This window comes from Streptomyces sp. NPDC030245 (assembly GCF_055572995.1).
In genome coordinates, this window is sequence record NZ_JBVICF010000005.1 from 204,010 (window position 1) to 216,625 (window position 12,616).

Annotated in this window: 9 protein-coding genes; all 9 read right to left on the minus strand. The window is 72.9% G+C overall.

The window, feature by feature from the left end; genetic code table 11:
• Nucleotides 1–15: 15 nt before the first annotated feature.
• Complete coding sequence (gene cobA, locus ACZ4Z4_RS15690) at nt 16–1,248, minus strand: uroporphyrinogen-III C-methyltransferase (RefSeq protein WP_468327166.1); 1,233 nt, start codon at nt 1,246–1,248, stop codon at nt 16–18.
• Nucleotides 1,249–1,408: 160 nt separating this feature from the next.
• Nucleotides 1,409–5,431 (minus strand): nicotinate-nucleotide--dimethylbenzimidazole phosphoribosyltransferase, encoded by a 4,023-nt coding sequence (gene cobT / locus ACZ4Z4_RS15695; RefSeq protein WP_468327168.1) that lies wholly within the window; start codon nt 5,429–5,431, stop codon nt 1,409–1,411.
• A gap of 360 nt (nt 5,432–5,791) precedes the next feature.
• Entirely contained in the window at nt 5,792–7,006 is a 1,215-nt protein-coding gene (cbiE, locus tag ACZ4Z4_RS15700) for a precorrin-6y C5,15-methyltransferase (decarboxylating) subunit CbiE (RefSeq protein WP_468327170.1), read from the minus strand.
• Between the two features lie 106 nt (nt 7,007–7,112).
• Complete coding sequence (locus ACZ4Z4_RS15705) at nt 7,113–7,793, minus strand: GNAT family N-acetyltransferase (protein ID WP_468327172.1); 681 nt, start codon at nt 7,791–7,793, stop codon at nt 7,113–7,115.
• 153 nt (nt 7,794–7,946) lie between these two features.
• Nucleotides 7,947–8,762: a MetQ/NlpA family ABC transporter substrate-binding protein gene (locus tag ACZ4Z4_RS15710; RefSeq protein WP_468327174.1), complete on the minus strand. Its 816-nt coding sequence runs from the start codon at nt 8,760–8,762 to the stop codon at nt 7,947–7,949.
• A 2-nt stretch (nt 8,763–8,764) separates the two neighbouring features.
• Complete coding sequence (locus ACZ4Z4_RS15715; RefSeq protein WP_468327176.1) at nt 8,765–9,601, minus strand: MetQ/NlpA family ABC transporter substrate-binding protein; 837 nt, start codon at nt 9,599–9,601, stop codon at nt 8,765–8,767.
• Nucleotides 9,602–9,689: 88 nt separating this feature from the next.
• Nucleotides 9,690–10,436, minus strand: a complete 747-nt coding sequence (locus tag ACZ4Z4_RS15720; protein ID WP_468327178.1) for a methionine ABC transporter permease — start codon at nt 10,434–10,436, stop codon at nt 9,690–9,692.
• Complete coding sequence (locus ACZ4Z4_RS15725; protein WP_468327180.1) at nt 10,433–11,491, minus strand: methionine ABC transporter ATP-binding protein; 1,059 nt, start codon at nt 11,489–11,491, stop codon at nt 10,433–10,435. The genes ACZ4Z4_RS15720 and ACZ4Z4_RS15725 overlap by 4 nt, the downstream gene beginning before the upstream one ends.
• A 435-nt stretch (nt 11,492–11,926) precedes the next feature.
• The gene (locus ACZ4Z4_RS15730) at nt 11,927–12,574 is read right to left on the minus strand and encodes an HAD family hydrolase (RefSeq protein WP_468327182.1); all 648 of its coding nucleotides are present in this window, start codon (nt 12,572–12,574) and stop codon (nt 11,927–11,929) included.
• Nucleotides 12,575–12,616: the final 42 nt, after the last annotated feature.

Here is a 12,616-nt window from a genome sequence, read left to right on the forward strand (position 1 = left end):
GGGGTGCGGGGCTTGTTACGCGAGCGGCTGGGGGCCGACCTTCACCACGTCGCCGATGACGATGACCGCGGGGGGCTTCACCTCGTGGGTGCGGACCGCGTCGGCGACGGTGCCGAGCGTCGCGTCGACGCGGCGCTGGGCGGCCGTGGTGCCCTCCTGGATCATGGCGAGCGGGGTGTCGGCCGCCTTGCCGTGGGCGATCAGGGCCGCCGCGATCTTGCCGATCTTGTCGACGCCCATGAGGATGACGAGGGTGCCGCGCAGCTTGGCCAGGGACTGCCAGTCGACCAGGGAGCGCTCGTCGTCCGGGGCCACATGGCCGCTGACCACCGTGAACTCGTGGGCGACACCACGGTGGGTGACCGGGATGCCGGCGGCCGAGGGGACCGAGATCGAGCTGGAGATGCCGGGTACGACGGTGCAGGTGATGCCCGCTTCGGCGAGCGCCTGGAGCTCCTCCATGCCGCGGCCGTAGACGTAGGGGTCGCCGCCCTTCAGGCGGACGACGGCCTTGCCCTGCTTGGCGTGCTCGATCAGGGCGTTGTTGATCGCCTCCTGGGCCATGAAGCGGCCGTACGGGATCTTCGCGGCGTCGATGATCTCGACGTGCGGCGGGAGCTCGTCGAGGAGGTCGCGGGGGCCGAGGCGGTCGGCGATGACGACGTCCGCGGCGGCGAGCAGGCGCCGGCCGCGCACGGTGATCAGGTCGGGGTCGCCGGGGCCGCCGCCGACCAGGGCCACGCCGGGGGTCCTGGTGCGCAGGTGCGGGGCGACGAGGCTGCCGTCGCGCAGGCCCTCGACGACCGCGTCGCGGATGGCGGCGGTGCGGCGCGGGTCGCGGTCGTGGACGTCGCTGGAGAGGACCGCCACGGTGACGCCCTCGGAGCGGCCGGTGGCGGGGGTCCAGGCGGTGGCCGCCTCCGCGTCGTCGGAGCGCACGCACCAGACGCGGTGCCGCTCGGCCTCGGCGGAGGCACGGGTGTTCGCCTCGTCGTCGCTGGTGGCGATCAGGGCGTACCAGGCGCCCTGGAGGTCGCCGTCCTCGTAGCGGCGCCTGGTCCAGGTGATCTCGCCCGCGTCGGCCATGGCCTCCACGGACGGCGTCGCCGAGGGCGAGACGAGGAGGACGTCGGCGCCTGCCTTGATCAGCGCCGGGAGGCGGCGCTGGGCCACCTGGCCGCCGCCGAGGACGACGACGCGGCGTCCCGCGAGGCGGAGACCTACGGGGTAGGCGGGGTTTTCGGCCATGGCTCTGGGGCTCCTCGTGCGGGCGGAGTCTTCGTGGTGCGCCACCGCTGCTGCGTTGGAGCGGCTGCTTGACGTGCGGGTTCAGTATGGCGGGGGCGGGGCCGGAGGTCTCCCCCAGCCCCGCCCCGGTACCGAAAACGGGGGCTCCGCCCCTCGGCGGCTACTTCTCGGTGACGCCGGCCGAGTCGAACGTGGCCACCTCGTGCATCGCGCGGGCCGCGCTCTGGACGACCGGCAGCGCCAGGAGCGCGCCCGTGCCCTCGCCGAGGCGGAGGTCCAGGTCGACCAGGGGGCGCAGGCCCAGCTTGTTCAGGGCCGCGACGTGGCCGGGCTCCGCGCTGCGGTGGCCCGCGATGCAGGCCGCGAGGACCTCGGGGGCGATGGCGCGGGCGACCAGGGCCGCCGCGCCGGCGCTGACGCCGTCCAGGATGACGGGCGTACGCAGCGAGGCACCGCCGAGCAGCAGACCCACCATGGCGGCGTGCTCCAGGCCGCCGATCGCCGCGAGGACGCCGACCGGATCCGCCGGGTCGGGCTGGTGGAGGTCCAGGGCGCGGCGGACCACCTCGACCTTGCGGCTGTGCATCTCGTCGTTGATGCCCGTGCCGCGGCCGGTGACCTCGGCGGGGTCGACCTCGGTGTAGACGGAGATCAGGGCCGCGGACGCGGTCGTGTTCGCGATGCCCATCTCGCCGGTGAGGAGCGCCTTGTTGCCCGCGGCCACCAGGTCGCGGGCCGTCTCGATGCCGACCTCGATGGCCGCCTTGACCTCTTCGCGGGTCAGGGCGGGACCGGTCGTCATGTCGGCGGTGCCCGCGCGCACCTTGCGGGGCAGCAGGCCCGGGGTGGCGGGGAGTTCGCTCGCCACGCCCACGTCGATGACGCAGACCTCCGCGCCCACCTGGTTGGCGAAGGCGTTGCAGACCGCGCCGCCGCCGAGGAAGTTGGCGACCATCTGCGCGGTCACCTCCTGGGGCCAGGCGGTGACGCCCTGGGCGTGCACGCCGTGGTCGCCCGCGAAGATCGCGACGGCCGCGGGCTCCGGGATCGGCGGCGGGCACATCCGGGACAGGCCGGAGAGCTGGGCGGAGATGATCTCCAGCATGCCGAGCGCGCCCGGCGGCTTGGTCATCCGCTTCTGGCGTTCCCACGCCTCGCCGAGCGCCTTGGCGTCCAGCGGGCGGATGTTGGCCACGGTCTCGGCGAGCAGGTCGTGCGGGTCCTCGCCGGGCAGCGCGCGGCGGCCGTACGTCTCCTCGTGGACGACCCAGGAGAGCGGGCGGCGCTTGGACCAGCCGGCCTGCATCAGCTCGGGCTCGTCGGGGAACTCGTCGACGTATCCGACGCAGAGGTACGCGACGACCTCCAGGTGCTCCGGCAGGCCGAGCGCGCGGACCATCTCCCGCTCGTCGAAGAAGCTGACCCAGCCGACGCCGAGGCCTTCGGCGCGGGCGGCGAGCCAGAGGTTCTCGACGGCGAGCGCCGAGGAATACGGGGCCATCTGCGGCTGGGTGTGCCGGCCGAGGGTGTGGCGGCCGCCGCGGGTGGGGTCGGCGGTGACGACGATGTTCACCGGGGTGTCGAGGATGGCCTCGATCTTCAGTTCCTTGAACTGCTTGGCGCGGCCCTTGGGGAGGGACTTGGCGTACGCGTCGCGCTGGCGCTCGGCCAGTTCGTGCATCGTGCGCCGGGTTTCCGCCGACTTGATGACGACGAAGTCCCAGGGCTGGGAGTGGCCCACGGAGGGCGCCGTGTGGGCCGCCTCCAGGACGCGCAGCAGCACCTCGTGCGGGATCGGGTCCGAACGGAAGCCGTTGCGGATGTCGCGGCGCTCGCGCATGACGCGCAGGACGGCCTCGCGCTCGGCGTCGGCGTAGCCGGGAGCGGCGGTGCCGGGCGACATCACGGGCTCGGCCGGGTCGGCGCCGGGCTCCGCCGCGGTCAGCGGCTCCGGGACCTCGGCCTCCTCTGCCCCGGCCATGGCCGGGGCGGCCACGGCGTGCTCTTCGGCGAGGGGCGTCTCGGCCGCAGCCGCAGCCGCTTCGGGGGCTGCCTGGGCGGCGATGGGCGCAAGGTCCTCGGGGGCCTCTGCCGTCTCGGGCGCGAGGGCCTCGGGGGCTGCCTGCGCGGCGACGGGCGCGAGGACCTCGGGGACCTCTGCCGTCCGGGGCGCGGGGGCGGGTGCTTCAGGCGCTTCGGCCATCTCGGGTGCTTCGGCCACTTCGGTCACTTCGTTCGCTTCGATCGGTTCGAACGAGATGACTTCGTCGGCCTCGTCCAACTCGTCGGCCGGGTCGGCCGTCTCGGGGGCGGCCGGGAACTCGGTCGGAGCCGCCGCAGAGGAGACAATACGGGGCACAGTGGGGGCGGGCGGGACCTGGGGGGTCCGCACGGGCCCGTCCGGCGCCTCGTCCGTCGGGCTCTCGTCGCTCTGCTGGAGGGCTGCTTCGGGCGCACCGCCCTGCTGAACGGCCGTTGCGGGCACGTCGGTCGGCTCGGCGGCGGGTGCCGCCGTGGGCCGGGCGCCGTCACGCGGGCCGGGCACGGTGACGACGGGCTGCTGCGCCGCCTCGGGTCTCGCTTCGACGACTGCGGGTTCGACGACTGCGGGTTCTTCGGGGGCTGTCGGCTCTTCGGCGGGCGTGAGTTCTGCGGCGGGCGCCAGCTCTTCGGCGGCTGACGGCTCTGGGTGAGCTGTCTGCTCCTGCTGAGCTGCCTGCTCTTCGGGAGCAGTGTGCTCCCCGGCGGTCAGGGGCTCGGCGGGCATGGCCTCGGGCGCCGCGGCCTCCGCGGCCTCCAGGGGCGCTACGGGGACGGGGGCACCCTCGGCCGGGTCCGCGGGGAGCTCCGGGGCGGGCGCCTGCTGAGCGGCGTCCTCCTGGGCGACGACCAGCGGGTGCGGAGGCGTCGGCGCCAGGTGGGGCGTGGTCGGGACCGTGCCCTCGACCGGCACGAACTGGCCGATGGGCGCGGGCTCTTGGGCACCGCCGAAGTCGCCCTGGCCGGACAGCGGGGCGTTCGCGGGCACCGCGGACTCCTGCGGCGCCTGCGGCATCTGGGGCTCGGGGGTGTGCGGGTCCGGTGCGGCATGCCGCGCCTCGGGAGCGAACCCGGCCTGGGCCGCCTCCTCGGCGTGCGGGGCCTGCGCGCTCTCCCACGGCTGGGCGGAGGCGACGGCGAACGAGGACTGGCCGACCGCGGCGGGCGCGCCCTGCGCCGCGAACGCGGGCTGCTCCTCCACCGGGAACTGCTGCTCGGCCGGCGGGAACTGCTGCTGCGCCACGGGGAACTGCTGCTCCTCCATGGGCGCCTGGCCGAGGTCGGCGGCGTGCTGTGCCATGGCGGGGGCCTCGCCCGGAGCGCCGTCCGCGGCATCTGCGGCCTGCGGGAACGCGGAGGGCTCGGGCGCCCCCGGAACCGGAGCATCCGTCTCCGGCGACTCAGGTGCCGGTGTTGCGGCTGTGACGCCTGTGGCCGCTGTTGCGCCTGTGGCCTCTGGGACGACCGTTTCTGCTGGCGCGGCGTACGCGCCAGCACCCTCGGGCGCCCACGGCCCGGCCCCCTGCGGCTGGATCTCGCCGAGCTGCGGGCCCGGCAGCCCCGCGTCGTCCCGCGGGACGTCGAGGTACTCGGGGCCGGTCGTCGGCGGTCCCGCCTGGCGTACCGGCACGGAGTGCTGCTGCGCGGACGGCGCGTCCGCGGGGCCCCGGTCCGCGAGCGAGCGCACCGGGCTGCCCGTGCCGTCCGGCACGACCGGGCCCGAGGGGCCGTGGTGCAGCGGGCGGCGGGCGGGGCTCGGGTGGGACGCGGCGGGCGCGGAGCCGGGCATGCGGACGCCGGTCAGGTCGACCGAACCGCTGTCCCGGCCCGACGTCTCGTGCGGCCCGGGCTGGTGGACGGCCTGGGGGGCCGCGGCCTGTCCCGGCGCCGACTGACCCTCGCTCCACGCGCCCTGGGCGCCCGGCATCAGCAGCAGGTCGTCGTCGGCGGGCTGCTCGGAGAAGCCGGAGGGAGCGGCGGGGTCGGCGGGGTCAGCCGCGGCGGCCGCATCGGCGAAGGGACCCGTGCCCTGGGCCGAGACGCCCGGCTGCTGTGCTTCCATGCCCTGCACGGGCCCGGAAGGCACACCGTTGCCTGCGCCCTCCGGCAGTCCCTCACCCGGGACCTGGCCGGTGTCGGTCATGCGTAACCCCTCGCCCATCGGTTAGTGCTTCTTCGACCGCCCCTCGGCCTACGGCCGGGGCGGGCGGCCCCAACGCCCGGAGCGGCGCACCGACCGCCCGTCATCCTCAACGAGCGTGCGCGCCCCGCGGCACGAACCGCGCGCCGGACAACAGGCATTGTCCCTGTCGGTCCGCCGCCGTGGCAGCTTGATCGGCCACGGCCCGCTGTGGACTGCGCCACGTTGCGCGTCCTCCGGTCATGCCGTACCACACACCCCCCGAAAGCGGGCGGGCTTTCCGGGCATTGACCAGCGAACCGCTGGGCGCCCTGGTGCAGTACAACAATCGGCCAGCCTACCCCGCGCTCTGTGTCGGCGGGGTCACGGGGAGCGGTCGGGCAGCCGCCCCGAGAGCAGGAATGCCACCGTCCGCTTCTCTTCGCGCCAGGCCCGTGTGTCGAGCTCCACGGATTGCAGGAGGGCGCACTCCACGGCGTACCCGTGCTCGCTCAGGTCCCTGCCGATGAGTTCGGCGGCGTCGCGTGTCGCGGCGTGCGTCACGATCCGCTCCGGCCGGCGGTCGGCGACCGCGGAGACGACCGCGGCTCCCCCGCCCCCGACGCGTACGACATCGGGTTCGGGCAGGTCTTCGAGGATGTGCGGGGCGACGCCGTGCACGGTCTGCGCCTGTACGCCGAAGCGGCGGACGGCCGCCGTGGTACGGCCCAGGGCGTCGGGGTCGCGGTCGACGGCGATCACGGCGGCGCCGAAGCGCGCCGCCTCCGCGGTGAAGGCGCCGCTGCCGCAGCCGATGTCCCAGACGAGGTCCCCGGGGCGCGGCCCGAGGCGGGCGAGCTGGGCCGCCCGGAGCCGGTCGTTCTCCCCCTCGCCGAGCCAGATGTCGCCGCCGTACTCCGCGGCGGGCAGCGCCCAGCCGCGCGCGCCGCGGGTCGGTTCGCGCCCCATGATCCAGCCGGTGTCGGCGGCCGGGGCGGTGCCGCCGATGACGATGACGACGTTCGGGTCGCGCCAGGTGTGGTCGGCGGCGTTGTCGGAGGTGACGACGGAGACCTGCTCGCGCTCGGTGCCGAGCTCCTCGCAGATCACGAAGGTGCGGTGGACGCCCTGGAGGAGCAGTCCGAGCTCCGCGGGGCCCGCGCCCGGCGAGGTGAGGACGGCGACCTTGGGGTGGGCGCGGCAGACGTTGACGGCGCGGCGCAGGGTGCGGCGGTGGGCGACCACGACCTCGGCGTCGTCCCAGGGCATGCCCGCGCGGGCGAAGGCCTGGGCGACGGAGGAGACGGCGGGCACCACTTCGACCTCCAGGCCGAACTCCGGTGCGCGCAGGGTGCGTACGACCCCGAAGAAGCCGGGGTCGCCGTCGGCGAGGACCACGGCGGTGCCGCGGTGGGCGGCGATGCGGCGGGCGGCGAGGGCGACGCTGCCGAGGCGGATCCGTTCGGCGCGGGCGGGGAGCTCGTCGAGCGCCAGGTGGTGGGCGGCGCCCGCCACGAGCGTCGCCGCGCCGAGCGCGGAGCGCGCCGCCGCGGTCAGCGGCGTGCCGTCCCAGCCGATCACCGTGACCCGGTCGGCCATCTTGGTCTGTCTCCTGGGTTCTCGCGGGTCGTCAGTGCGGGGTGGCGGCTGCGGTGGGGACAGCCGGGCACGCGGCCATGGGCGAGCCTACCTGCTGGGACCGGGGTCAGTTCCAGTCGGAGAAGGACGAGAAGCCGCTGTCGGCGAGGGTCTCCGAGACGCCTTCGAGGTCTTCGGGGAGGAGGCTCCAGACGATCAGGTCGGTGCGCACCCGCAGCCAGCCGCCGAAGGGGTCGCCGCCGTTGCGCGTGCGCGCTATCCAGGCGCCGCGCAGGACGCCCTCGCTGATGCAGCCGATCTTCTGCGCGACCTGCTGGGCCGCGGTGTTGTCGGCGGCGGTGCGCAGTTCGATGCGTTCGAACTTCTGGTCGTGGAACAGCCATTGGGCGGTGGCGAGCGCCGCCTCCGTCGCGTAGCCCTCGCCGCGGGCCCAGGGGGCGATCACGTAGTTCAGCTCGGTGGAGCGCACGCGCCAGTCGGTGCACTTGAGCTGGATGATGCCGACGAGGCGCTGGGTGAGGAATTCGGTGACGGCCAGGACGATGCCGCGGGCCTCGGCGCGCTCGGCGGGCGCCTGTCGGGTGATCCAGTCGCGCGCGTCGGCCTCGGTGAAGGGCTCGGGCACGGAGGTCCAGGCGGTGACCTGCTCGTCGTTCATCATCTCCGCGTACGCGGGGACGTCCGCCTCTTCGAGGGGGCGCAGCACCAGCCGCTCCGTGCTGATGGAGATGTCGGGGAACCCGGCCGGGTCCGACGTGCCCGATGTGCCCGAGGAGGCTGTAGTCATGCGCCGCTCCGTAACCTTCACAGACCTGAGGGACCTTCACCTTTCGGCCTTCTGAAGTGCCCAGCATGCAGCATGTGCGGGCGCAGACGCACCACGGGGTCCTCTCCCGGCCGGGAGGAGGACCCCATGGGTGACACGCGCGCGTGAGGCCGTTCAGCCCGCTTGGACGGGCAGGACGGAGCCCTTGTACTTGTCCTCGATGAACCGCTTCACCTCGGGGGAAGTCAGCAGTTTCGCCAGCTTCCTGACCCGCGGGTCGTCCTCGTCGCCCTTCTTGACGGCGAGGACGTTGTTGTAGGGGTTGCTCTTCGGGGACTCGAGGAGGATCGCGTCCTCCTTGGGGCTGAGCTTCGCGTCGAGCGCGAAGTTGTTGTTGATGACCGCCGCGTCGAGGTCGTCGAGGGAGCGCGGCAGCTGCGCCGGTTCGAGCGGCTTGACGGTGAGCTTCTTGGGGTTGGACGTGATGTCCTCGGGCGTCGCGGTGCCGCCGACGCCCTTCTTCAGCCCGATGACGCCCTTGGAGGCGAGCAGTTGCAGCGCCCGGCCCTCGTTGGTCGTGTCGTTCGGGACGCCGACGGTCGCGCCCTCGGGCAGCCGGGTGACGTCCTTGATCTCCTTCGCGTACACGCCCATCGGGGGCAGGTACACCTCGGTGACCGGCACCAGGTCCGCGTTCTTCGACTTGTTGAAGTCCTTGAGATACGGGGTGTGCTGGTACAGGTTGGCGTCGAGGGAGCCCTCCTGGAGTGCGGTGTTCGGCGTGACGTAGTCCGTGAACTCCGTGATCCGGAGGTCGAGGCCCTCCTTCTTCGCGAGGTTCTCCTGGATGTACGCGAGGACCTCGCCGGCCGGCGTCGGGGTGGCGCCGACCACGAGCTCGCCGTCGTTCCCGGTGTCCGCGCCGCACGCGGTGAGGCCCAGCGCCAGGGTCAGGGCTCCCGCCGCGGCGGCGATGGCGGGCGTACGCACGGTCAGAACGCCGCGACGACGGCGCCGTCGTACTTGTCGTCGATGAACTTCTTGACCTCGGGCGAGGTGAGGAGCTTGGCGAGCTTCTTCACGCGCGGGTCGTTCTCGTCGCCCTTCTTGACGGCGAGGAAGTTGCCGTAGGGGTTGCCCTTGGCGGGCTCGGCGACGATGGCGTCCTTGGCGGGGCTGAGCGCGGGCTTGGCCTCCAGGGCGTAGTTGCCGTTGATCACCGCGGCGTCGACGTCGGCCAGGGTGCGGGGCACCGCCGGCGCCTCCAGCTCCTTGAACTTGATGTTCTTGGGGTTCTTGGCGACGTCCTTGGGGGTGGCCTCGTAGCCCACGCCCTTCTTCAGCTCGATGACGCCGTTGTCCTCGAGGAGCTTGAGCGCGCGGGCCTCGTTGGTGGTGTCGTTGGGAATGGCGATCGTGGCGCCCTTCTCCAGGTCCCCGAGCTTCTTGACCTTCTTCGAGTACACGCCGAGCGGCTCCAGGTGCACGGTGGCTCCCGGGACGGGCACGATGTCGGTGCCGCGCTTCTTGTTGAAGTCGTCCAGGTACGGCTTGTGCTGGAAGTAGTTCGCGAAGACCTCGCCCTGCTCCACGGCGGTGTTCGGCGTGATGTAGTCGGTGAATTCCTTCACCTCGAGGTCGAGGCCCGCCTTCTTGGCGAGGTTCTTCTGGACGTAGTCCAGGATCTGGCCCTGCGGCGTCGGGGTCGCGGCGACGACGAGCGGGCCGTCCTTGTCGCCCGCGCCCTTGTCGGAGCCGCAGCCGGAGAGCCCGAGGGTGAGGGCTCCGGCGGCGAGGACAGCGGTGGTGATCTTGGCGGTGTTACGCACGAAAAGTGCCTTTCTCCATGGGTGGTGCAGCCCCGCGGGACGCGCGGGGAAGTCCTGGTGACCGTCAGCCGGTCTGGTGGGCCTCGCGTCAGCCGGTCTTGGTGGCCGATTCGGCGGCGGCGGTGCCGGGCAGCGTGCCCCTAAGCGGCCGGAAGAGCGGCAGCCGGCCGGAGCCGCCGCCGCGCTTGTGCAGCCTGCGGGCCGCGTAGTCGCCCACGAACTGGATGATCGAGATGACCACGGCGAGGATCGCCACGGTGATCCACATGAGCTCGGTCTCGAAGCGCTGGTAGCCGTAGCGCAGGGCGAGGTCGCCGAGGCCGCCGCCGCCGACGGTGCCCGCCATGGCGGAGTAGCCGATGAGGGCGACGATCGTGGTGGTGGCGCCGGAGATCAGCGAGGGCAGCGACTCCGGGACGAGGACCTTGCGTACGACGGTCCAGGTGGAGCCGCCCATCGACTGCACGGCCTCGACGAGCCCGCCGTCGACCTCACGGATGGAGGTCTCCACCAGGCGCGCGAAGAACGGGATGGCACCGATGGCCAGCGGCACGAGTGCGGCCTCGCGGCCGATCGTGGTGCCGGTGATCCAGCGCGTGAAGCCCATCAGGGCGACCATGAGGATGATGAAGGGCATCGAGCGGGCGATGTTCACGATCTGCCCGATCACCTTGTTGAGCAGGGCGTTCTGAAGCAGTCCGCCGCGCTCGGTGAGGACGAGCAGGACACCGAGCGGCAGTCCGGCGACGACGGCTATCAGCGTCGACCAGCCCACCATGTAGAGGGTGTCCCAACAGGCCTGCTCCAGCAGGGGCTGCATCTGCGACCAGGTCACTTGGCACCTTCCTTGACCAGCAGCGTCGCGTCCTTCGGCGTGGGCGCGGGCTCCTCGCCCGCGATGTCGACCTGGAGGCCCTGCTCGCGCAGGAAGCCGATCGGGACGACGTTCTCCTCGAAGCGGCCCGGCAGCTCGATGCGCATGCGGCCGACCTGCTTGCCCGCGACGGTGTCCATCGCGGCGCCGAGGATCGAGATGTCGATGTTGTACGTGCGCGACAGCTGGGAGATCACCGGCTGGGTCGCGGCCTCGCCGTGGAAGGTCACGTCGACGACGGTGCGGTCGGCGCCCGTGGCGTCGCCGCTGACCGGGAAGAGCGCGGCGGCGAGCTCGGAGCCGGGCGTTGCGAGCAGCTCGCTGACGGTGCCCGACTCGATGATCTGTCCGCGCTCCATGAGGGCGGCGGAGTCGCAGACGCTCTTGACGACGTCCATCTCGTGCGTGATGAGCAGGACGGTCAGGCCGAGCTGCTGGTTGAGGTCGCGCAGGAGCTGGAGGATGGAGCGGGTGGTCTCGGGGTCGAGGGCGCTGGTGGCCTCGTCGGAGAGCAGCACCTTCGGGTCGCCGGCGAGGGCGCGGGCGATGCCGACGCGCTGCTTCTGGCCGCCGGAGAGCTGGGCCGGGTAGGACCGGGCCTTGTCGGCGAGGCCGACGAGGTCGAGGAGTTCGAGTGCCTTGCGGGAGCGCTCCTGGCCGGAGAGGCCGAGGATCTCCAGCGGCAGCTCGACGTTGTCCTGCACGGTCCGCGAGGACAGCAGGTTGAAGTGCTGGAAGACCATGCCGATGCGGCTGCGGGCCTGCCTGAGCTCCTTGCCCGCACGCGGACCGCGGCCCGCGAGGGCGGTGAGGTCCTGGCCGGCGACGGTCACGGTGCCGGAGGTGGGGCGCTCCAGGAGGTTGACGCAGCGGATCAGGGAGGACTTGCCGGCGCCGGACTGGCCGATGACGCCGTACACCTCGCCCTCGCGGACGTGCAGGTCGACTCCGTCGAGGGCGGTTACTTCACGACCGCGTGAGCGGTAGACCTTGGTGAGGCCGGAAGTGGTGATCACAGGGGTTTCCGTCACTGTCGAGTGCGCGGCGCGGGATGCGCCGGGCACGGGGCATTCGTTCGGAACGCGGCACGGTTCTCGCGGTGGTGGTGCGGTGGAACCGGAGGACGTGTGCGCGGGGCCGGCTCGCCTCCTACGTCGACTTGTCGACTCCATGGAGTTCGTCTCCACGGGGTTTCATCGAGTACGTCGATCAGGAGCGGCACAGCGGCTTCGCTTCGGGGCGCGAAACTCAGAGGTGGTGCGGGGGCCCTCAGAAGGCGCACATTCGACACATACAACGAGCACCGGGCGTCGTGATCGCCTCGGTCGCAAGGGTGCGGCTGCTCGTCGTGGTCATGGGCCCAAGTAAAACACGCGTGAGGTCGGCGTCCGCCACTGCTGTCCGCATTACGGACAGCGGTGGGACGGCACCGGACGTCCTGACCGGCCGGTTCAGTCGGCGGTCACGATCTCCACGCCGCCCGCCGTGGCCTGCGCGGACACGGCGGAGAGGTCCTTGACGACGACGTCGGCGGAGAGCTCGGCGGCGGGGTGCGTTGTGGCCAACGCCACGGTGGTCATGCCCGCCGCCCGGCCCGCCTGGAGCCCGGCCGGCGCGTCCTCGAAGACGACGCAGCGCGCGGGGTCGGCGCCGAGCTTCTCGGCCGCGAGGAGGTAGGGCTCCGGGTCGGGCTTGCCGCGCGTGATGTCGTCGGCGGCTATGACGAGGCCGGGACGGATGCCGACCTCGGCGAGCCTGGCCTCGGCGAGGACGCGGGTCGCGGAGGTCACCACGGCCCAGCGGTCCATGGGCAGGGAGTCCAGGAGCTCACGCGTGCCGGGCAGCAGCACGACGCCGCCCGCCACGTCGGAGACCTCCAGCTCCTCGATGCGGGCGACGGCCTCGGCGACCCGGTCCGCGGGCAGCAGGTCGGCGGCTATCTCGGCGGCGGGACGGCCGTGCAGCTCCACCCGGCCGAACTCCTCGGCGGTGATCCCGTACTCCCGCGCCCACCGCGTCCAGCAGCGGTACACCGACTCCAGGGAGGAGACGAGGGTGCCGTCGTTGTCGAACAGGAGCGCGTCAGCATGGATCTTCATGGGCATCGAGCGTACGGGGCGCTCCCGCGGGCGGTGCAGGGG

Bases quoted from the DNA above. Each gene is read 5' to 3' on its own strand.
- ACZ4Z4_RS15730 (WP_468327182.1), bottom strand. From the start codon at position 12,574: ATGAAGATCCATGCTGACGCGCTCCTGTTCGACAACGACGGCACCCTC.
- cobT (WP_468327168.1), bottom strand. From the start codon at position 5,431: ATGACCGACACCGGCCAGGTCCCGGGTGAGGGACTGCCGGAGGGCGCA.
- ACZ4Z4_RS15705 (WP_468327172.1), bottom strand. From the start codon at position 7,793: ATGACTACAGCCTCCTCGGGCACATCGGGCACGTCGGACCCGGCCGGG.
- cobA (WP_468327166.1), bottom strand. From the start codon at position 1,248: ATGGCCGAAAACCCCGCCTACCCCGTAGGTCTCCGCCTCGCGGGACGC.
- cbiE (WP_468327170.1), bottom strand. From the start codon at position 7,006: ATGGCCGACCGGGTCACGGTGATCGGCTGGGACGGCACGCCGCTGACC.